Origin of the sequence: Methanococcoides sp. LMO-2, assembly GCF_038432375.1 — an archaeon.
Taxonomy (GTDB): domain Archaea; phylum Halobacteriota; class Methanosarcinia; order Methanosarcinales; family Methanosarcinaceae; genus Methanococcoides; species Methanococcoides cohabitans.
Map to the genome: position 1 here is coordinate 264,454 of NZ_JBCAUS010000007.1, position 21,782 is coordinate 286,235.

Here is a 21,782-nt window from a genome sequence, read left to right on the forward strand (position 1 = left end):
TTGTTTCTAAGGAGAAGGATGATGGTATACAGATGGTGCAGAGAGGGTGAGAACAGACCGGATACCGACGGTTGGCGTCTGAGCCTGTACAAACTGATCTTCGAGGCCGATTCTCCCTATGGGAAATACTTCGACGTAACCCTGATAGCCACCATCGTCCTGAGTGTTGTTGTAGTAATGCTGGACAGTGTCCATTCCATCAAAAGCATTCATCATGAAACGCTCTATCTGGCAGAACTCATATTCACCGCTCTTTTTACCATTGAGTATTTCCTGAGGATAATCTCTGTTAAGAGCAAAAAGCGCTATGCAACCAGTTTTTTTGGAATCATAGACCTTCTCGCAATAATTCCTACATACCTCAGCATGCTCCTTCCGGGAAGCCAGTACCTCCTGATAATAAGAATATTGAGACTATTAAGAATATTCAGGGTTCTGAAGCTTGTCCAGTACCTTTCGGAGGCTGAAATACTGGTACAGGCCCTTAAAGATAGTAGCAAAAAAATAACAGTCTTCACATTTACTGTCCTGAACCTCGTGATCATACTGGGCTCCCTGATGTATGTCATCGAAGGGGAACAAAACGGATTTACAAGCATCCCGCGAAGTATCTTCTGGGCCATAACAACCCTGACAACTGTAGGATACGGTGACCTTGTACCCGTTACAGCACTGGGACAAGCTATGGCATCCGTTGTAATGTTGCTCGGTTATTCGATCATAGCAGTTCCCACAGGGATAGTCACCCATTCGATCATAAACCGTAGCATGGCAGCCATGCCCGTAGAGATCGCTGAAGAAACAAAGGATGTTGCATTGAACATTGTGTGCAACAACTGTGGATTGCAGGGCCACGATACTGATGCTTACTACTGTAAATACTGTGGAGCAAAGCTTTGAAAATCACTTTAAGATAAAGGATGTTGATAACATGGAGATACTACTGAGCACAACGATCGATACCTTAATGGTGATCGGTCTGACAGCAGCCTTTCTTTTTTCTGATATCGCTATCCGTCATAACCTGAAGATGGACCTTACAGGTATCGGTCCGGATCTTGCGATAGGAGCATTCTCGATCCAGATATCGGTAATAGCCGCACTGCTCACAGGCAAGGTTACACCGGATATAGCCAATGACAGTATTCTTCTCGTCCTTTTTGGATCCCTCTGGGCAACAACAATGTGGCAAAGCTCAAAAAAGAAAGTTTTCGGCCACACGCTCTCATTCATGATCGGGACCATCATCCTGACAATTGCAGTAGCTAACCTGCTGGGACTTCATGAACCTCCCATACTTGGACTTCTGGTAGCAGTTGCAGTAGTGCTGGGTTTCATCGGCTCCGTCCTAACAAAGAACCTCTACAATGAATCCATTTCCAGAAAGTTCGACTATATGCTGGGCAGGGTCACAGCCTACGATGTTATCGAGATCACCTCAAAACAAAGCTCAAAGGATGCAGATGATCCACTGTCTCCGGCAGTTGACAGCATCCGTTGCGCTATCAGGAACAACGATGAGAAAAGATACACAGCAGGACTGCGGAAGATCACAACAATCTCTCAGAACTTCATGACAGGTTCAAAGGAGACTACAGATATTTCCAGGCATGTGAATGCACATTTGCTGGAAATGGGATTGATCGCAATGGAAAAAAAGGGCAGTGCAACAAAAGAAATTATCAGTTCCATAGGAAGCATAGGCGTCTCAGCTTCAGATCATGGAAGCCAGAATGGTGCTGTTTCATCAATTGCCACCATCGGATCCCTTTTCGCAGCTTCAAAAAGAAAGAACAAAACAGACGTACAGCACTATTTTGTTGAAGCTACAGGCGCTGTCACGCGGACGGCTGCTAACCATAAGCAGGAAGCTACTGTAGAGAAAGGACTTGTCCTGCTCAAAGAGATAGCTGATCATGCTGCATTCTCAGGTGACTCTTCCACAATGACAGCTGTGAAGGAAGAACTGGTTGAACTTGCAAGAATAGCAGTGAATAAGGAACAGACAAACTACCTCAGGCCGATCGTACTCACAATGCGTGATATCGGTACCAGAACCCTGAGACTGGAAGGCAGTGAAAGGCAGGAATCCTTCAGGAAACTTATGGACTCCTTCAGGAGAATGGGTAAGTTCATGGCCGGTAGGGACCTGCTGGAAACAACATGGGCAATGAGCGACCTGGGAATAGCAGCCTCACGGGAACATCTGGAAAATGAGACCCTGAGAAGCATAAAGGAGCTTGAAGAGGTCGGGATCACAGCTCTCAAAGGAAGTTCTGATGGAAATCCTGACAAGATAGCTGATGAGATCGTACACCAGGTCATTATTTCACTTCAGGAGATATGTGTCTCTTCCATGCGTTCTGAGCTCACAGCAGCTGTAAGTGCAGTTGGATCTGCCTTTTCGGGAATGGAGAAGTACGATGAAGCCGCCATTCTGGTACAGGATGCTGTAATGGACATTGGGGAATACAGGACAGGCGAGGAGAAGCTTTACAAGATCTTTTTAGAAAAATATGGTGGGGAAGCTTACTGACTTCTACCTGACACTTCTCAGATTACGGATTTTCTGATACCTAACATAAGGCGTATATCTTTGAAAATAAGATAATATATCATGGAATCCTCGAACGACATTTCACTTATAGCCCCGTGCGGGATGAACTGTGGCATCTGCACGGCTTACCTGAGGGATAAGAACAAGTGTCCCAGTTGCAGAGGATTAGATGCTACTAACTCCAAATGCAAACAGATCAGGCATTGTCCTACTTTTGAAAACGGCAGGGCACAATTCTGTTTTGAGTGTAAAAAGTTCCCCTGTCGCAGATTGAGACAATTAGATGAGAGATATCGAACCAAATACCATATGAGCATGATCGAAAATCTCGAATATATCAAAAAATTCGGTTTAAAAGAATTTGTTGCAAATGAAAAGATGAGATGGACCTGTCCTGAATGCGGGGGAACTATTTGTGTGCATGGGGGAGCTTGTTCCAGCTGTGGAAAAAAGAAAGAATGAGTTCTTTGAAATGCAAAGATCTGACATTTGACCTAATAATATGTTAATCGCTATGGACATAACATATATGTATTGTAATAGTCTTCTAAACCATACTAAATAATCAATTATGTAGGTGTATTAATGGAACTTAACGGAGTAGAGATCGAAGATACGTTCGCAGAGGCCTTCCCAATCAAGATGGCACGTGTACTGATCACAGCCGCAACAATGCGCTGGGCAACAGTTGCAGCTCAGGAAGCAACCGGGTTCGGAACATCCGTCATTGGATGCCCTGCTGAAGCTGGCATTGAAATGTTCGTAGACGGTAGTGAAACACCAGACGGCAGACCAGGTGTTTACATCCAGATCTACACCTTCGGATACAAGTCACTTGAAGGTCAGCTCCTTGAGCGCATTGGCCAGTGTGTCCTCACAGCACCAACAACAGCAGTGTTCAACGGTTTCCCTGATGCAGAGAAGCAGTTCGACACCGGGAACAAGCTCAGGTACTTCGCAGACGGAACAGAGTCCCAGACCGAGGTCGGCGGCCGCAAGATGCACGTGATCCCAATGATGGAGGGTGACTTCCTTGTGGAGGATTCCCTTGGTGCTATCGAAGCTATTGCAGGTGGAAACTTCTTCATTTTCGCAGACTCACAGATGAACGCTCTTACCGCAGCAGAGAATGCAGTTGATTCTATCCAGGCTGTCGAGGGTGTAGTCACACCATTCCCAGGCGGAATCGTCGCAAGTGGTTCCAAGGCAGGAGCAAACAAGTACAAGTTCCTCAAGGCAACAGCTAACGAGAAGTTCTGCCCAAGCATCAAGGACACAGTAGAAGGTTCAGAGATCCCTGCAGACGTCAACTGTGTCTATGAGATCGTCATCAACGGTGTAGATGCAGACGCTATCAACGAGGCAATGGCAGCAGGTGTCGAAGCAGCTGTAAATGTCCCAGGTGTCAAGAAGATTACCGCAGGTAACTACGGCGGAAACCTCGGACCACACAAGTTCAACCTTCACGACCTTTTCTAAGGTCGCCATTTTTTTCTTTTCTCTTTTTGTATCTTATTTTCAATTTTAACCGGATTTAATTAATTTCAACACACAACGTCTTTACCAGACACATCAATAACAATTATTCACAAAAAGGTGAGAGCATGCAGGAGTACCTCCGTCACACTGAGATAATCGACTGGAAACACCCGGAAGTTGAAAAACTGGCAAAAGAGCTTGCATCCGATCTTGACGATCCTGTTGAAATAACAGGTAAATGCTTTGAATGGGTAAGGGACGAGATATATCACAGCCATGACCACTGCATGAACCCCATCACGCTGAAAGCTTCCGAAGTGCTTTCAGCAGGAACCGGATACTGTTATGCCAAAAGCCATCTTCTGGCAGCCTTATTAAGGGCCAACGACATTCCCACCGGCTTTTGTTACCAGCGCCTGAGCAGGGATGAAGATGGGGAACCCTTCTGCCTTCACGGACTGAACGCTGTCTTCCTGCCTGAGATCGGATGGCTTCGCATCGACGCAAGGGGCAACAAAAAAAGTATCGACACGAAGTACAACCCACCGGAAGAATCAATCGCATACGAAATAAAGATCAAGGGCGAAGCTGATCTACCAGAGATCTGGGCAGACCCGTTACCTGTTATTGTTGAATTACTGACAAAATACGACAATTATGAAAACGTATGGGAGAATCTTCCTGATATCCCATTGATACGAGACTGGTCATAAGTGATGGATCGATCACAAAAATACAGACCTGGAAAGTAATAAAAAATAATAAGGCAACAGGCCACTTCAAAGACCTATCGCCATAAGACCTGTATTGATAACTTCCCTTGGATCGATACCCGCTACCTGCATCATCACATAAACACCTATGAATGTACCGATGGTGCTTCCGATATTTGCAAGTGCTGCAACCATGATCACGCGGAAGAAATTATTCTCCTGAAGCTCTTTGAAGCTTTCCAGTTTGACCATTTCCTTCAGGTCTGCAGTTGTAGGGTTCCTCTGCTTGGCCTCCATAAGTCCTGCGAACCATCCCGCTGCCATCATCGGATTCAGGGATGTCAGCCATGCCACAAGGAAAGCAGTGATCACCGAATACGGATGCCCTTTTGCAAGAGCGGCTCCGATGGAACTTAAGATACCGTTTATGATGAACCACCAGCCAAAGGCCAGCAGTAAGAGCTCAATTGGTGTGCCTGACATTATCAGTAGCAGGAATGTTGCAAGTGCTATGCCCACGATACCAATTCCGATGATCTTCATGAAATTGAAGCGCTTCTGCGGGAGCTCGGTAAGTGAGGACATCGGAGGTATGGACTTCGGGTCCTTGAGATATTTCTCAACTCCGGTCTTGTGTCCAGCGCCAAGTACTGCAACGATCTTCTTGTTGCCTCCTCTGGCAGTCCTGATAAGGTTTCCTGCAATGTAGGCATCCCTCTCATCGATGAGAACAGCTGCAGCATTCGGGGATGCATCACGCAGCTCATCGGTGAGCATGGTCACCATATCCTGATTGGTTATATTGTCAATATCAATGCTCTTTGACGAGCCGATCCCTAAAGCAGAAGCGATGAGGGTCACAACAATGTTCAGTTTCTCGAAGAATCCCATCTTGCTCCAGAAACGCTGAAGTGTAAGCTGGATATCACGATCAACAAGAGCTATCTTCGCACCACTGGCCTCTGCAGCCTCGATGGCTGTTATCATCTCAGCACCAGGCTGGACGCCCATCTCATCACCGATCTTCTTCTGCACATAGGCAAGCAACAGGTGTACAAGGAAGTAGTAGATCTTCCCGCCACTCAGGATGTCCTTGATAGGTACCTCTGAATCCTTGACATTACCTTTCAGTGAATCATACCTGCCCTTACAAAGTTCCACAGCAACTATGTCAGGTTTCTCACGCTCGATAGTATCAATTACCTCGTTGACGCTCTTTTCCGAAACGTGAGCTGTTCCCACTATTATTATCTGGGAAGGCTGGGGAGTGGTTTGAAGAGCATCCGGCTGCTTTACCATAGGAGCAAGGGAAGAAGTTTGTGAAAAAGTTGCATCCCCATGGCCTGAATAGGCCGAACCGGATACTGTATCGTAATTATAATTAGAAGCAGCATTCTGAGAATCCGTAATGACAACTTCATCAGGTTTCTCTTCTGCTGTTTTGTAAGTCATACTGTCCATTTTCTATATCACTCGCTCAATAACATCATAGTATGCATCAGGTCGGTCCTCGAAAGGATACCGCTCACTGATCCATTTTCATCGACCACCAGTAACCTCCCAATATTGTTGGAGGTCAGCAGCTTGAAAGCATCTGCGGCGGTCGCCTCTTTTGATATTGTCACAATATCCTTTGACATAACATCGGACACCAGTACACTGTACCTGTCCAGAGGCATAACTTTGCGTACATCTGTAAATGTAATGATACCTTTTAAAGTGTTGTGTTCTATGACAGGATAACCCATATGTTTTTTCTCGAACATGAAATGGGTAAGGTCTTCTATTGTCAGTGACGGTTCTACGGAAACAATATCTTTGCTCATGACATCACTAACTGGCACCTTTTCAAGGGTTACAGTAACAGCTGTGGACCTATCCTCACCTGATGCACCCATGTAAACGAAGATAGCGATAAGGATCAGCCAGGGGTTCCAGGGGTTTGACAGCAGACCAAGCAGGCCAAGCAGGAAAGCGAACATTTTTCCAACACCTGCTGCTGCGTGGGTTGCCTGTATATATGTCATCCTTCTTGCAAACCATGCACGAAGTATGCGTCCACCATCCATCGGGAAGGCCGGTAGCAGGTTGAACATACCGAGAACGATATTGATCGAACCAAGTAACTGCATCATCCTGAATATCAATGAATCAGCAAAACCGGTAATAACACCAGCCACTACAAAATTGATAAGTAGCAGTGAACCACCGATGATGAAACTGACCAGAGGTCCTGCAAAGGCCATCTTTGCCTCCTGCATGGGATCCCTTGGGATTTCTTCCATGGAAGAGACGCCGCCTATCAGGAATAATGTGATATCTGTAATATTGACACCATACTTCTTTGCAAGATAGGAATGTCCCAGCTCATGAAGCAGGACGCAGGCAAAAAGAAGGACAGTTGTCAAAAACGAAAGTAAGTATCCCAATGTTGCCGGAACCACATCATTAAATCCATATGGTGCCGGGTTCATGGCAAAAATAAATGCAAATAGAGGAAGCACTATAAGAAACGTTATGTGTATCTTGATGGGAATACCTATAATAGTACCAATTTTAAAAGAATTTGCCATAGATTCAAATTTCAGCTTTATTATATATAGTATATCCGGTCAATAATCAAGGCCTTGCTAATATACATCTTCTCTTGGTCTCCGGATGGTGACATGAATTTCTATCAGTTTCCCTGAAATAATACTTTCACCCCACTTGGCTTAATGGTATATATACTCACAACATAGGTAGCATTAGTCACGGATTCGATAGGTACACGCCTTTACAAGTTTCAAGGCTAGGTGCCATCGATCCATCCCCTCAATCCGTGCACTTCTTTTTTTAAAATTAGCAGATCAAAAGAAGGTCAGATAAGTCTCAGACCAGTTTTTCAAGATCAGCAAGGAAAAGTTCTATTGTATTATTATCAATGTGAGGCATGATTACCAGGCGTAGAGCACGAGGATTCCTTGTTATGGAAACATGCCAGCCAAAATCATCCAGCAATTTTTTTCTGACATCATCGGCCTGAGGGACGTTAAGAGCTACTATGTTCATGACAGGATCAATGACAGTTTCAATTCCCAGTGCTTTAGCACCTGAAACGATCTCTCTGGTCTGTTCCATACATTGATCTACCACACTTCTGTAGCCTTCACGCCCGAGATGTTTCATCACAGCATATGTGGAAGCCACGGATGCACCACTTCTTGTGCCGGTTAATGAATACTGTTTATTGATACTTAGATAGGGAGTATGGATCTCAAGATCATCCAGGTATTCAGGTTCCCTGAATAACAAACCTCCTGAAGGAATGGTGCTTAAACCCATCTTGTGAGGATCGATCGTCATTGAAGTTACTCCTTCAACTTCGAAATCATAATGGTATTCCATATCCATGAAAGGAAGGATGAAACCGCCAAATGCACCATCAACATGAAGGAAAAAATCTCTGTCAAGAGCAATTTCCGAAAGACTTTCAATTGGATCTATCTGGCCGAATTCGGTTGTTCCTGCGATACCAACAAGACCTATTGTGTTATCATCTATCAGTGAGACTACTGAATTAAGATCAACCTTAAGAGTATTGTCAAGGGAAGCTTTTCTTATTTCGATCCCTGAAAGGTCTGCAACCTTGTCAAAAGAGAAATGTGCAGATTCCGGCATTACAACATTAGGATGGTTAATGTCACGCCTGGCATTTACCATAGACCTTATTGCCTGTATATTGGATTCAGTACCACCGGTCGTTAAATAACCGCATTTTTCAGGACTGTTATTGTGATGTAAAAGGGAACCAAACATTTTCAGGACTTCTTTTTCAAGACCATATGTTCCCGGGAAAAGACCGGGGTCTCCCATGTTTGCTTCAATGAATTGAGTATGGGCTAAAACTGCAATTTCATGTGGATAAGTACACATGGAACTTAAGACACGATCATAACTTGTATCTTCTGATTTTGCGTTTTTCAAAATTGAAAGTATATGTTCTCTGGATATTCCGGTTTCTTCCATGAATTCTCGCTTAATAGAACATAGAACCTGTTTAAAACAATTTTGTTCAACTTTTTTGTGGCTTAAAAAATGTTATAGTTCTAAATTTTACTAAATTTTATTTTTTATTTAATTTTATTTTTTATCAGCTCTACTTTTTTACATATTTAATATGATCATGAGGGTCACCCCATTGTTTCGACTGGAATATTTTACTGAATTTTTGATTCTACTTTTTTTGTTTAGAGAAACCTTTATTAACTATTACTTTGATACTAGGACCACCCTCTATTTTTTTATTAATATTAAAAATATGTTCTCATATTTTTTTTCTGCACTCCAGTTGAAATCATAGGGTCACCCCCCTTTATATAATCTCCAAACGAAATGAAGGGGTCTTTGCTCCATATGAAACAAATTAGCCTATTATTTATATAAAAAATGTTGTTATATCAAATCATATTATTTCGACTAATTGTGTTTTTTGTAATAATTTTCTGTCCCTATTTAAAGCTCCAATGGAAACAAAGGGGTTGTAACCATAAGGGTTAATAAGGTACACTTCCATTGCATCGTGTGGAGAATTAAAGGGTTCACTTTCTGAATATTCATTTGTGTTGATTATTTCATTGAATTATTCGAAAGTGAGTTTGTGTCTTTGCTAGAATATCATAACTAATAATACAATATCACAAAGGGATCCGTATCGAATAACATTCATTTTGCATTTTAAATGCATTTTATGTCTGGTTGTAATAGATATATTCCTTATTATTTCATCACATCAGATTCATGGAAGGTTGAAAATGGAGAATAAATCATTAGATGGATTATTTGAAGACTTATTACAAAACGAGTCTCTTTTCAAGAACAAAGAGGTTTTGAGACCTTCATATACACCTGCATCCTTGCCACACAGGACTGAACAGGTAAACACTCTTGCTACTATTCTTGTTTCAGCTCTAAGGGGAGATACACCATCTAACATTCTTATCTATGGTAAAACAGGTACCGGTAAAACGGCTGTTGCACGTTATGTTGGTATTGAACTTGAAAGAAAGAGTGAGGATATCAACATTGAATGTTCTGTTCTGTACCTTAACTGTGAGGTAATTGACACTCAGTATAGGTTATTGGCAAATCTTGCAAAACACTTTGGTGAGGATATACCAATGACCGGTTGGCCTACAGACCAGGTGTTCACAAAGTTCAAAGAGGCTATTGATGCAAGAAAACAGGTTATCATAATTATTCTTGATGAGATAGACAAACTTGTCAAGAAAGGAGATGATGTCCTCTATAACCTTTCACGTATCAATACAGATCTTGTAAATGCGAAGGTCAGTATGATAGGCATTTCAAATGACCTGAAATTTACTGAGTTCCTCGATCCGAGGGTAAAGAGTTCCCTTGGTGAAGAAGAGATCATCTTCCCTCCTTACGATGCTGAGCAGATCAGTGATATTCTCAGGCAGAGAGCATCCATTGCATACAAGGAAAATGTACTTGATGAAATGGTAATTCCTCTTTGTTCTGCCTTTGCAGCCCAGGAGCATGGTGATGCAAGGCGTGCACTTGACCTTCTAAGGGTTGCCGGAGAACTTGCCGAGCGTGAAAATGAGACTCATGTTGGTGAACCTCATGTCAGAAGGGCTCAGGAAAAGATCGAGATCGATCGTATCGTGGAAGTTGTCAGAACACTGCCAACGCAATCAAAGCTGGCACTTTATAGTGTCATGCTCCTGAGGAACAATGGCTACAGGAACGTCACAACAGGTGAGGTTTACAATGTATATCGCCAGTTATGTGTGAATGTGGATATGGATGTCCTTACACAAAGGAGGGTCACTGACCTGATCTCGGAACTGGACATGCTTGGTATCCTCAATGCAGTGGTGGTAAGCAAAGGACGCTATGGGAGGACAAAGGAGATCGTCCTGAGCGTACCTATCGAAAGCACACGACGTGTCCTCCTTGAGGATTACAGGCTGGGAATGCTTGCAGGTTTCAAGCCGGTGATCACAGCACAGATGCATCTTTGATGCATCAACACTTTTTTTAAAAGAAAGAGAAAAAGAGAGTTTGAAAGTTTTCCCGAAGGGTATTGTCCTTCAGGAAGAATTATGAAAGCATAAGCCTGAGATATCCTGCATATGGTATCCTGTACCTTGCTACTCCAATGATCCATTCTTCCTTTACAGGCTGGAGATAACTTATCTGACCCTGCTGGTCGAAGTACATATTCGTTCTTTCATTATCGCCTTTGGTTATGTAACCACTGTGTGGTGCGATTGGACCATCATCCCACATGGGATCACCGGCTTCGACGTAGTACATGGCCCTGTGTATGATCGGCGTTACTCCTTCCTGTCCGTAAGGGCGGTAGAGAATAACATCCCCTTCCATTTTGAATGATGTGTAGTCCGGTGAAGCATCCTGATTGGATATTATCTGTGTCCTGTCAATGCTTTGAATAAAAATAATGTCCCCTATCTTCATGTGAGGTTCCATGCTTCCTGATTCCACAGCAACCATTGGTGTCCACATTCCGAATACAGCCTGTGAGACGACCGCAAATGCCATAACGGCCAGAATTACAGAAAGAATATCCCTTGACAAAGATATCCAGAACTTATCACTTGTTCTGAATGTGTGGAATGAGGCTTTTATATCCATATTATCGTGGGAACATTAGAAACTGATTAGTTAAAAAATTTGGTATTTGATCGTTCGGTACGTAGCCTATTTATTTTATAGTAGTAGTTTTGTTTGATACAACACTGAGATAATCCGACAAAGCTCAATAAAATTCAATAAAAATTTTGATCAGGTCCGAAAATGAGAGAGATCGATGTTCAGGAAGCCTTTTTGGAAGCCGGCTATCAGATCAGCCCTGAGGCTGCAGATCTTATAGTATCTCACAGCTTACCAGAGGACCTGGTCTGCTACGTCCTTGAACACGTGGATGAGTCGATCTTCGTCATTGAAGCAGAACATATTGACGTACTATCTTTTGAATCTGAATGTGGAACTACCCTGAAAGACGGCTCAGGAAAATCTCCGGAACAACTTACGGAGGCTAGTCCACAGATTACGGTTAGTTCGCAGGGTATTTCTGAGGAAAAGACCTCAGACCCTGTTGCATCATCTTCAACGATCACACCCGGAACCACATCTGTGATGAATTCCCCGGCTTCTCCCCGCTCCAAAAAATATTCTTCTTCGTTCCCGGTCGGGTATGGGTCCGGTGGAGGAATTGACAGGTCCACCGGAGCGGGTACGAATGGGAATGGTGCTGGCAATAATATCAACATCATGTCTGATATTACGGACATGTCCACCTGCGTGGGGGAATACATGGAATTCGTCCAGTATTTCAGGAACAGGTACAGCAAGCTCAGTGATCTTATACGCGGCAGGATCACCGCCAGGCCGATAGAGAGCCTCAACAAGAATCGCAAGCATGGCGGAGGTTTGAGGCGAAGTGGAGGCGGTGATTATAGTGAGGTCTCTATCATCGGCATGGTATCCGAGGTAAGGAGCACTGCCAACGGGCACAAGATGCTTCAGCTGGAAGATCCTACGGGTTCTTTTCTGGTGCTTGTGCATCAGGCAGAGAAGGACCTTTTTGAGGAGGCCAGTAAGATCATTCTGGACGAGGTCATCGGCGTGACAGGTTCTCTGACAAATGACGGTAGTCTTATTGTTGCTAAGAAGATAATTCTCCCTGACCTTCCGAACATCTCACACAGGAGAGAAGGTACCTGGGGTAAGGCTGTTTTCACTTCCGATGTCCACATAGGCAGTTCGACCTTCCTTGAAGAGGAATGGTGCAATTTCCTTGATTTCCTTAATGGAAAGAGTGACAATGAGCAGATGAGGGAGCTTTCAAAGGACATTCGTTTCCTTGTTATAGCAGGTGACCTTGTGGATGGCATCGGTATCTTCCCTGGCCAGGAACATGAACTGGATATCCTTGACATTTATGATCAGTATGCAAAGGCTGCTGAGTACTTCAGTCAGGTACCTGAACACATCCAGATTATAATATCACCCGGAAATCACGATGCAGTACGCCAGGCAGAGCCACAGCCCCGTTTCCCGGAGCGTATCACATCCCTTTTTGAGGACAGGGTGATCTTTGTGGGAAATCCTGCACTTGTGGACCTTGACGGTGTGCAGGTACTGATGTATCACGGTCGTTCCATTGATGATCTGGTGGCATCAGTTCCCGGAGTCTCCTACCAGGAGCCGGAAAAGGCAATGATAGAGATGCTAAAGCGCAGGCACCTTTCCCCTATATACGGAAGCAGGGTTTCCATTGCACCGGAAAAGCAGGACCATTTCGTGATCGATCCGGTGCCTGATATCCTCCATTGTGGGCATGTGCATACCATCGGTATTGGAAGATACAAGAATGTCCTTGCGATCAATTCAGGTACATGGCAGTCACAGACCGAGTTCCAGAAGAGGGTGAACGTCATGCCAACACCTGCACAGGTCCCGTTAGTTGATCTTTCAACTCTCAAGACAAGTCTGCTTCATTTCTGAAAGGTGACCTTATTCACATTTCATCATAAAATTGTTAACATCTTTTTCAATTCCGAACACTATATATAGTGCAACAGGAAAGTATGCAACAGATGTCCTCGAAAGATAAGGAAGAACTTATGACAATTCCTGAAATACCAGACTTTGAGGCCTTGCTGAAAAAGCAGGGATACAGTCTGGCAGGTACTCATTCTGCTGTAAAGACATGCCTCTGGCTTGGCCGTTCCATGAAAAACGAAGGAGAATGTTACAAGTCCAGGTTCTACGGTATCACTTCACATTGCTGTTTGCAGATGACACCTACGTTAAGGTGCAATCAGCGTTGCCTGTTCTGCTGGAGGCCTACAGAGGCAGAAGTATCTTTCCCAAAAAATTGGGATTCTCCAGTGGAAATAGTGGGGTCTTCGATCAAGGCACAGCGAAAACTGATATCCGGATTTGGCGGTTCTGCACCAAGGGAGCGCTGGGAGGAAGCCAACGAGCCCAAACACGTTGCAATATCACTTTCAGGGGAGCCGACACTGTATCCGTACCTTCCTGAGCTTGTGGAGGAGTACGAAAAAGAGGGCTTTAGCACTTTTATTGTAAGCAACGGTACGGTTCCTGAAATGATGGAAAGGATCGAGCCTTCCCAGCTGTACATGAGCCTTGACGCTCCTGACAGGGAAACGTATGAAAAGGTCTGCAATCCGAAATCTCCTGAACTCTGGGACAAGATCAACAGGTCACTGGAGATACTTGGAAAGAAGGATAACCGCAAGGCCATACGCATAACCCTTGTAAAGGGAGTCAACATGATCGATCCTGAAGGTTATGCACGTCTTATTGAGATAGCAGATCCGGATTACGTTGAGATCAAAGCATACATGCATCTTGGTTTTTCCAGGGCTCGCCTGCCCCGTGAAGCAATGCCTTCACACGAAGAGGTTCTCAGTTTTGCTAAAGAGGTTGCAGGTCATCTTGGTTATTCCATTGCAGATGAAGTTGAAGTAAGCCGCATAGCTTTGCTTTCTAAGGACGGAAAAGTTACTTATCTTGACTGAAGTCCGGGTATCCGGAATTTCCGGTCCTGATACCAGTCACAATCTATATTTATATCCTTGTTCACATAGGGTACATCCATCTAGCTAATAGCATATATGTTTCCACATGGGGAACATAATTATCCGGATGCAGCGCATCTAAATCACAATTGATCCTTATTATGGAGTATTCCCACAATGGCTGACCAATCTTCACATCAAAAATACGAGTTTAAAAAGAAACTTGAATCGTTAAGGGACAAGCGAGGTCGTGGTACTGAACTGATCTCCCTTTACATCCCACCTGACAAGCAGCTTTCAGATGTAGTCGCACAGCTCAAGACAGAGCACGGTCAGGCTTCCAACATTAAGTCCAAGCTGACAAAAACGAACGTTCAGGGTGCAATTGAGTCCATCATGTCCAGGCTCAGGTATGTGACAGTCCCGGAAAACGGTATCGTCTATTTCACAGGTGCTGTGGATATCGGCGCTAACAAGACTAACATGGAGACTACCATCATTGAGCCTCCGCAGCCAATTATCACATACAGGTACCACTGTGATTCATCATTCTACCTTGATCCGTTAGAGGAGATGCTAAGAGAAGCAAAGACCTATGGCCTGCTCGTTCTCGACAGGCGTGAGGCTTCCATCGGTCTTCTGGTAGGTAAACACATAGAACCATACCGAAACCTGACCTCCACAGTTCCGGGTAAGCAGAGGAAGGGAGGACAGAGTGCCCACAGGTTCCAGCAGCTCAGGCTTATTGCAATACACGATTTCTACAAGCGTATAGGTGATGCGGCAAGTGAGGTGTTCCTCACAGTGGACCAGAAGGACTTTGAAGGCGTGCTAGTAGGCGGTCCTTCACCAACAAAAGAGGAGTTCGAATCCGGTCACTTCCTTCACCACGAGATAGAGAAGAAGATGCTCGGCCTTTTCGATGTGGCATATACCGATGAATCCGGTCTATCAGAGCTTGTGAATGCAGCAAGTGAAAGGCTTGAAGACCTTGACCTGATGGTAGAGAAGAAGCTCATGCAGCAGTTCTTCCAGGAACTGGTATCAGATTCAGGTAAAGCGACCTACGGTGAGGAAAATGTGCGTGAGAATCTCATTATCGGTGCTGTCGATATAATGCTCGTGTCAGAAGACCTAAGGGCCGAGAGGGAGACCATCAGGTGTACTTCTTGCGATTATGAGAAAAAGACCACCAGTGATTTCAAGCCAGGTGATTCAAAGACAGCTCTTGGTAACTGCCCGAAATGTGGGTCCTATCTTGAGTCTGTGGAAAAGGTCGATGTCGTGGATGAGCTGTCCGAGATGTGTGACCAGATGAGTACTACGGTAGAGTTCATTTCCACTGATTTCGAAGAGGGTGCACAGCTTTTGAATGCTTTTGGTGGTATCGTCGCCATCCTGCGTTTCAACACAGGTATCTGATCTAGTTATTCATAGGTGATCATTTTGTTCTTAGATTTCATACAGCAGGTTACGTCCGTACTGAACAATGCTGTCAGTTCGGCAGGTTTTGAAGTGAACGATCTGGAGCTTGGCCCCTCCCAGCATGCAGACCTTTCTTCAAGGGTCGCATTCAGGCTGGCATCTGTTGCAAAGCAGAGCCCCAAGGATGTTGCTGACAGGATCGTTTCCGAGGTAGTGATACCTGAGAATTCCTATATCGGGAAGATAGATTCAATGGGCCCTTACCTGAACATCACTGCCAGCCGCAGTTTCATTGATGGTGTGGTATCAGGCATCAGGGAAAAGAAGGATGTATTCGGAGGCGATTTCCGTGAAGGAAAGATCCTGCTTGAGCACACTTCCGCCAACCCCAACGGCCCGCTTCACGTAGGTCATATAAGAAATTCCATCATCGGTGATACCCTCGGTCGTATCCTCAAACGTGCAGGATATGATGTTGAGCTACACTACTATGTAAATGACATGGGACGCCAGATAGCAATTGTATCCTGGGCCCTTGAACGCTTCGAGTTCGACAACGACTCCAAGCCTGACCATGCCATTGCAAACGTTTACATCAAGGCCAACGCCGAGCTTGAGGCACACCCTGAGAAGGTTGCCGAGATTGACAAGCTCATGCAGCTTGTGGAGAGCGGCGATGAAGAGACCATCAATCGCTTCGACGAGGCTGTAGGTCGTGCAGTTGAAGGTATCAAGGAGACCCTTGGCAAGATGAACGTCGCTCACGACGAGTTCCCCAAGGAGTCCGGTTTCATAAGGTCCGGTGACGTCTCAAGGATAGTGGATGAGATCAAGGCCACAGGACGTACTGAGATCGATAACGGTGCCCTTGTTGTGGACCTTAAGGATTACGGTTTCGAGAAGACCCTTGTCATCCAGCGTTCCGATGGAACTTCACTTTACACCACACGTGATCTCGCATACCACGAATGGAAGGGCGAGCGTGCTGACAGGATTATCGATGTCTTTGGAGCAGACCACAAACTGATCTCCGGCCAGCTCAGTGCAACACTGAACGCCATTGGCAAGAAGGAGCCTGAGGTCGTTATCTTCGAGTTTGTCTCACTACCTGAAGGCTCAATGAGCACCAGGCGCGGAAAGTTCATCAGCGCCGATGAGCTGCTCGATCAGGTCAAGGCCCGGGCACTGGAAGAAGTGGACAAGCGCCGCCCTGAGATGGCTGATGAGTTCAAGAAGCAGGTTGCGGACATGGTAGGTATCGGTGCTGTCAGGTACGACATCGTGAAGGTCTCACCCGAGAAGTCCACGGTCTTCGACTGGAAGGAAGCACTGGACTTCGAGAAGCAGGGCGGTCCTTTCGTACAGTATTCACATGCACGTGCATGCAGCATCCTTCAGAAGGCAAAGGATGAAGGGCTGTGGAACGCTGAGGCAGATATCAATGCTTCACTTCTTGTGGAAGACAGCGAGATCGCTCTCATCAAGAAGATGGCAATGTTCGACAACGTACTTGACCAGTGTGCAAGGGAACTGAAGCCTCACATGCTTGCCATCTATGCAAGGGAACTTGCAGATGCGTTCAACCAGTTCTACCGCTTCGTATCCGTCCTCAATGCCGAGGAAGAAGATGTCCGTGCAGGCCGTCTGGCCCTTGTGGACTGTGCAAGGATAGTGCTCGCCAACACCCTGGATACTCTGGGACTTGGTGCACCGGAATCAATGTAAGTTAAACACGAAAACAAATTCATACAAACTAAGGAGAATGGAATATGGAATTGTACATGTACCTTCTCCTGTATCTTCTTTTAGTAAATGCTTATTCTTTCTGGCTGATGTACTCTGACAAAAAGAAGGCTGTTAAAGGTCAATACAGGACACCGGAAAAGACGTTGTTCACCTGGGCATTGCTGGGTGGAAGCATTGGTTCCATAGCCGGAATGCAGAAGTTCAGGCATAAGACAAGGCATACGACGTTCAGGATCGGGATGCCTTTGATATTTGTCGTGGAAGGTTATCTCTTCTTTGAGTATGTTTTGCCGGTACTGCTTTGATATCATCCATTTGTGAATCGATATCTGGTGAAACAATTTAAAAAGTGTTTTATAAAAAAAGAATTGATTACCCGACAATGAAGGTTCGGATAGAAACTCCAAAGTTCAGCTTTTTCAAGTACCAGAAAGTGGATGACGGGTACAAAAGGGTTCTTTTTTCTCCCATACCCACGATCTTCAACTATGGTTTCATTGAGGATACCTTGGGAGACGATGGGATGGAAGAAGATGCCATCGTACTGGGGCCCCGGCTTGCTCAGGGAACCCTGGTAAATCTGATCAGTCCGGGTGGTGTGGTAAGGTTTGTGGATGACTCGGTCCAGGACGATAAAAAAGTGTTCTATCTCGGGGACCCGTATTCCGAAAGGCTGTTCGGATTGTATTTCAGGATGTATGCACTGTTCAAAAGGTTCCGTTATCTGACCTTTGAAAGAAGAATTGCAGAATGCAGGTTCGAAGGCATTGAACTGTTCGAACAAGAGTGAGAACTTTTCATTGAGCTGTTATTCTGCAAAAAAGAGTAGGGAAAAGGTCTTCCTTTTCCACAAAAATTCCTTTGATCTTTCTTATCCTTAAAGGATGTTGATGGTCTGGAGATTCTTGACCTTGTTGCTGAAAGGTATCTCTTCCTGCAAAAGGTGTTCCTTTATAGTACCCTCAACGATCTTTACAAGATCTTCTTTTTCCACATTCGTGACCGCTGAGAGGAACTTCAGGCTACAATCTTTGCCTTTGGTTTCAAAGAACTCGATGTTAGGAACGCTCTCAGAAGAGGTGATGCTGGCCTTCATGAGGGTTCCGGGGTATTCCATGGCAATCTTTATGTGACCCACGAAGTTGGGATTGATCAGCCTGACCTGCTTGCTGATGGAAGTCAGTACATCTGTTGCGTACTTCTCCGCTTTTTGCTCTTCCAGTTCACAGTCCTTGATGACCAGTTCGCCGGAATAGGAGCTGACCTCGGAGGCTTCGATGGAGTTGATGGCTTCCCTTGCTTCCCTTTCCTTGCTCTTGCCTGCCAGCAGGTCGATGAGCCTCTGGAACTTCTCGTCGGCTTCCTTTGCGGAGAATTCGATGACCTCTGCTTCGGGATTGATCTCCTCCAGGAAATTCCTGACCTCTGCGACCTTTTCTTTCTCTGCAATGTCGACCTTGTTGATACAGAGGATCTCAGCATCTTCTATCTGTGTCACGATGAACTTTGGTGTCTGCTTGATCTCGGTGTTGAACCTGGTTCCGTCCACGATGTTCACGATAGGTGCAAAGCTCAGGTCATCGATCTTCATAAGAGCGATGTCTTCCTTGATCTGCCTGGGGAATGCGATACCGGTAGGCTCGATAATGATAACGTCAGGCTGGAAATCGTCTGAAAGTTGAGAAAGGGTGTATTCCATGCTGATCTTCAGGGTACAGCAGATGCAGCCGCTTGTGAGTTCTTCGGTAACAATACCTGTGCTTGAGAGGGTATCGCCGTCCAGTCCGATCTCACCGATCTCGTTCACGATTATCGCAATCTTATGGCCTGTTTCGCTCAGGTGTTTGCCAAGTTTTAGCAATGTGGTGGTCTTACCGCTTCCAAGGAAGCCGCCTATGATCATTATTTTCAATTATCTCACCGGTGGTAGAATTGTATGTATGAAAATCACTTTCTTTTAAGCTTCCTTTGAACTTGGGAGTCTTTACTTATAAAACTTGCAGGTTTGATCTTCGGTCCTTTGTTCATCTTATTTGTTGTATTCCCGAAGAAAACATTTCGCTAACATTATAAATGATACTCGCACATACGGTAGCTATGAGCGACCTGATCTTTGACGACATTGGAAGTTATCCGCTACCGGAAGGTGTAACAAAGGAGTGGATGGAAAGCGCATTTTCTAAGAGGAACAACGATGAGAAACTGTTCTCTGTCATAGGTTCGGCATTTAGCCAGAAGCTTGATGCAGGTGTGCAGGTTGCCACCTATCCACAGTTCCAGGATATGAACCAGCAGTTCCTGTCCATCATCAATGATCCGGAATGCGTGGAAGAACCTTTCAAGGTCAAAGAGGACAAAGCACGTATCCTTGAGCTTGATATCTTAGAAGAGGCCGCTGCAGAGTACAGGGATAAGACCGGGGAGAAGCCGGATGTCCGTGTCTGTGTGACAGGTCCGCTTGAATTGTATCTCAAAGAATTCGGGGGAACCCAGTATACCGACATCCTGAACCTGCTGGCAGTGAGTATTGACCGTTTCATTAGTAATTCCATTAAGTCTGCAAAGAACTTCAACATCAGGACGGTTTCCATTGATGAGCCAAGTATCGGTATCAATCCGCAGATAATGTTCACAGATGCTGAACTGGTGGAAGCTCTTACCACCGCCACTTCCTATGCAGGCAAGCAGAATATGGATGTGGAGATCCACCTTCACTCACCGCTTCATTATAAGATCCCATGCGATACACCGAACATCAATGTCATCGGTGTGGAATCCGCAGCAAATCCTTCATACCTTGATCTTATCGACAGGAAGGTTCTGGAAGATACCGATTCTTTCCTGCGAGTGGGTGTTGCAAGGACCGATATCTTCAACCTTGCATCCGTGCTGAACGAGAAGTACAACACCAATGTCTGGAAGGACACACAATACCTGCCTGAGATAGTGACTGAAATGGAAACTCCGGATGTCATCACAAAGCGCCTTGAAAAGGCCTATTCCATATTCGGGGAACGCATCAAGTATGTTGGTCCTGACTGTGGTCTTGGTTCCTGGCCTACACAGGAGATTGCAGGACAACTGCTAACCAATGTTGCCAGAGGTATCGAGAACTTCTGTAAATGAGGTACCTCGTTCTGAAAGGGCATACTTTCAGATAAAAAAAGCTTAGATCATATCAGATTGTAACTCAAAAGACCCACCATCTTGAACACATATCCCGATATTTGGGGTGTCAGCTGTATCTCTATATATGCAGCTATAAGGAGCAAGAAGATCATAATTGAGAATGTTTTCCACATATATACGGATCTCAGGTAAGCTCTGGTGACATTCTCTATTACTTTGATATCCTTTTTTATATCCTCATAACTTTCAGCTTCGAACAGATTTCCTCTTATGATCTCTTCCGAGTGTATTCTCGAAAACCTGTATGCAAGGGATGTGGCTATGAAGATCACAGGCAGTTCGATGATCCCGTGAGGGGATATTGAAGCAAGGTAATATACGAAGGCAAAATCAGCTCCCAGGAAAATACCTGCCAATCCTGCTGTCTGGCTTCCCCAGAGTATCCCGTTGAAAAGGAAAAGTGCGAGTACGATCCCTGCTATAATTCCGTTCAGGAGTAAGGTCAGTACAGGGAATATGAGTGGGAGCATCAATGCAACTGCCCTGTAATCATCTCCGTGATAACTGCATTTCTTCCAGATGGAATTCGGATCTTTTTTCTTTTCAGTTGTTTGATATTGCCTGATCTCAGGATAGATGCGTGCAGCTGTCTTTCTTATGAATGATAGGAATATAGGGGAAGGCTTGTCCAGACCGGATATGATCCTGCAATAGAATGGGTGACGGGATCGAAACATTATTTCCCTGAAAGCGAACCTGTGGCTGTATGTTATGGCCCCAGTGCCGATGGCCGTGACAAGTATTGCTATTGTGTTGAAGACAAAAACGGAGTATATCGGACCTACATACCTGGCGCCTACATCCACTTTAGAAGTAGCGGCCGCAGAGGTTGAAACTATAGCATCGTTGACGACATCTATTTCCGAAGTTGCAGCCTGTGCAGTGGGAACTACCACACTGCTGGACGCTTCAGGTTGTGAAAAAAAGTAAGCAACAACGTAAACGGATATACTGAAAACAAAGGCCAGTGCTGCGAATAGTATGAAGAGTTTCACTGACCATATTACATCTCTCCTTTTTATTTTGAACCGATCTGACTCTTCCCTTTTCATTGCCTTTTGTTTGAATGGACAGTTTTTATTTTTGCTACTT

The 21,782-nt window shown here is 44.9% G+C and carries 19 protein-coding genes; 13 read left to right on the top strand and 6 right to left on the bottom strand.

Annotation, left to right across the window (positions count from 1 at the left end):
* Nucleotides 1-21 precede the first annotated feature (21 nt).
* The 5 genes from WOA13_RS11265 (at nucleotide 22) to WOA13_RS11290 (ending at nucleotide 4,749) form a co-directional block, all read left to right on the top strand.
* Nucleotides 22-900 carry an ion transporter gene (locus WOA13_RS11265; RefSeq protein WP_342127992.1) on the top strand — a complete coding sequence of 293 codons (879 nt, stop codon included), beginning with the start codon at nucleotides 22-24 and terminating at the stop codon, nucleotides 898-900.
* Nucleotides 824-2,536: a hypothetical protein gene (locus WOA13_RS11270; RefSeq protein WP_342127993.1), complete on the top strand. Its 1,713-nt coding sequence runs from the start codon at nucleotides 824-826 to the stop codon at nucleotides 2,534-2,536. Before WOA13_RS11265 ends, WOA13_RS11270 begins: the two co-directional genes overlap by 77 nt.
* A gap of 336 nt (nucleotides 2,537-2,872) precedes the next feature.
* The gene (locus WOA13_RS11280; RefSeq protein ID WP_342128040.1) at nucleotides 2,873-3,019 is read left to right on the top strand and encodes a hypothetical protein; all 147 of its coding nucleotides are present in this window, start codon (nucleotides 2,873-2,875) and stop codon (nucleotides 3,017-3,019) included.
* Between the two features lie 123 nt (nucleotides 3,020-3,142).
* Entirely contained in the window at nucleotides 3,143-4,036 is an 894-nt protein-coding gene (fhcD, locus tag WOA13_RS11285; protein WP_048206247.1) for a formylmethanofuran--tetrahydromethanopterin N-formyltransferase, read from the top strand.
* 125 nt (nucleotides 4,037-4,161) lie between these two features.
* Nucleotides 4,162-4,749: a transglutaminase-like domain-containing protein gene (locus WOA13_RS11290; RefSeq protein ID WP_342127994.1), complete on the top strand. Its 588-nt coding sequence runs from the start codon at nucleotides 4,162-4,164 to the stop codon at nucleotides 4,747-4,749.
* A 66-nt stretch (nucleotides 4,750-4,815) separates the two neighbouring features.
* Here the strand turns inward: WOA13_RS11290 and WOA13_RS11295 are convergent, their stop codons facing one another.
* From WOA13_RS11295 to mfnA, 3 genes are all read right to left on the bottom strand, one after another.
* A complete protein-coding gene (locus tag WOA13_RS11295) occupies nucleotides 4,816-6,210 on the bottom strand; it encodes a TraB/GumN family protein (RefSeq protein WP_342127995.1) in 1,395 nt (464 codons plus the stop codon).
* Nucleotides 6,211-6,218: 8 nt separating this feature from the next.
* Nucleotides 6,219-7,322 (bottom strand): CBS domain-containing protein, encoded by a 1,104-nt coding sequence (locus WOA13_RS11300; RefSeq protein WP_342127997.1) that lies wholly within the window; start codon nucleotides 7,320-7,322, stop codon nucleotides 6,219-6,221.
* A 298-nt stretch (nucleotides 7,323-7,620) separates the two neighbouring features.
* Nucleotides 7,621-8,757: a tyrosine decarboxylase MfnA gene (mfnA, locus tag WOA13_RS11305; protein ID WP_342127998.1), complete on the bottom strand. Its 1,137-nt coding sequence runs from the start codon at nucleotides 8,755-8,757 to the stop codon at nucleotides 7,621-7,623.
* Between the two features lie 785 nt (nucleotides 8,758-9,542).
* Here mfnA and WOA13_RS11310 point away from each other — a divergent pair.
* Nucleotides 9,543-10,778, top strand: a complete 1,236-nt coding sequence (locus tag WOA13_RS11310; RefSeq protein WP_342127999.1) for an ORC1-type DNA replication protein — start codon at nucleotides 9,543-9,545, stop codon at nucleotides 10,776-10,778.
* Between the two features lie 79 nt (nucleotides 10,779-10,857).
* On the opposite strand, the gene WOA13_RS11315 is transcribed toward WOA13_RS11310, so the two are convergent.
* The gene (locus WOA13_RS11315) at nucleotides 10,858-11,412 is read right to left on the bottom strand and encodes a signal peptidase I (RefSeq protein WP_342128000.1); all 555 of its coding nucleotides are present in this window, start codon (nucleotides 11,410-11,412) and stop codon (nucleotides 10,858-10,860) included.
* Between the two features lie 162 nt (nucleotides 11,413-11,574).
* Here WOA13_RS11315 and WOA13_RS11320 point away from each other — a divergent pair, with 162 nt between their 5' ends.
* From WOA13_RS11320 to WOA13_RS11345, 6 genes are all read left to right on the top strand, one after another.
* Nucleotides 11,575-13,287, top strand: coding sequence for a DNA-directed DNA polymerase II small subunit (locus tag WOA13_RS11320; protein ID WP_342128001.1), 1,713 nt, complete (start codon nucleotides 11,575-11,577; stop codon nucleotides 13,285-13,287).
* Nucleotides 13,288-13,379: 92 nt separating this feature from the next.
* Complete coding sequence (gene twy1 / locus WOA13_RS11325) at nucleotides 13,380-14,330, top strand: 4-demethylwyosine synthase TYW1 (protein ID WP_342128002.1); 951 nt, start codon at nucleotides 13,380-13,382, stop codon at nucleotides 14,328-14,330.
* 177 nt (nucleotides 14,331-14,507) lie between these two features.
* Nucleotides 14,508-15,752, top strand: coding sequence for a peptide chain release factor aRF-1 (gene prf1 / locus WOA13_RS11330; protein ID WP_048204315.1), 1,245 nt, complete (start codon nucleotides 14,508-14,510; stop codon nucleotides 15,750-15,752).
* A 24-nt stretch (nucleotides 15,753-15,776) separates the two neighbouring features.
* On the top strand, nucleotides 15,777-17,480 hold the full coding sequence (gene argS, locus WOA13_RS11335) for an arginine--tRNA ligase (RefSeq protein ID WP_342128003.1): 1,704 nt from the start codon (nucleotides 15,777-15,779) through the stop codon (nucleotides 17,478-17,480).
* A 44-nt stretch (nucleotides 17,481-17,524) separates the two neighbouring features.
* Nucleotides 17,525-17,806, top strand: coding sequence for a DUF1294 domain-containing protein (locus WOA13_RS11340; RefSeq protein ID WP_342128004.1), 282 nt, complete (start codon nucleotides 17,525-17,527; stop codon nucleotides 17,804-17,806).
* A gap of 77 nt (nucleotides 17,807-17,883) precedes the next feature.
* The gene (locus WOA13_RS11345) at nucleotides 17,884-18,291 is read left to right on the top strand and encodes an inorganic diphosphatase (protein WP_342128005.1); all 408 of its coding nucleotides are present in this window, start codon (nucleotides 17,884-17,886) and stop codon (nucleotides 18,289-18,291) included.
* Nucleotides 18,292-18,378: 87 nt separating this feature from the next.
* Here WOA13_RS11345 and WOA13_RS11350 read toward each other — a convergent pair whose 3' ends face one another.
* Nucleotides 18,379-19,404, bottom strand: a complete 1,026-nt coding sequence (locus tag WOA13_RS11350; RefSeq protein WP_342128036.1) for a CobW family GTP-binding protein — start codon at nucleotides 19,402-19,404, stop codon at nucleotides 18,379-18,381.
* Nucleotides 19,405-19,598: 194 nt separating this feature from the next.
* Between WOA13_RS11350 and WOA13_RS11355 the strand changes: the two genes are divergently transcribed.
* Nucleotides 19,599-20,627, top strand: coding sequence for a methionine synthase (locus WOA13_RS11355; RefSeq protein WP_342128006.1), 1,029 nt, complete (start codon nucleotides 19,599-19,601; stop codon nucleotides 20,625-20,627).
* A 47-nt stretch (nucleotides 20,628-20,674) separates the two neighbouring features.
* Here WOA13_RS11355 and WOA13_RS11360 read toward each other — a convergent pair whose 3' ends face one another.
* Nucleotides 20,675-21,742, bottom strand: coding sequence for a stage II sporulation protein M (locus tag WOA13_RS11360; RefSeq protein ID WP_342128007.1), 1,068 nt, complete (start codon nucleotides 21,740-21,742; stop codon nucleotides 20,675-20,677).
* Nucleotides 21,743-21,782 lie beyond the last annotated feature (40 nt).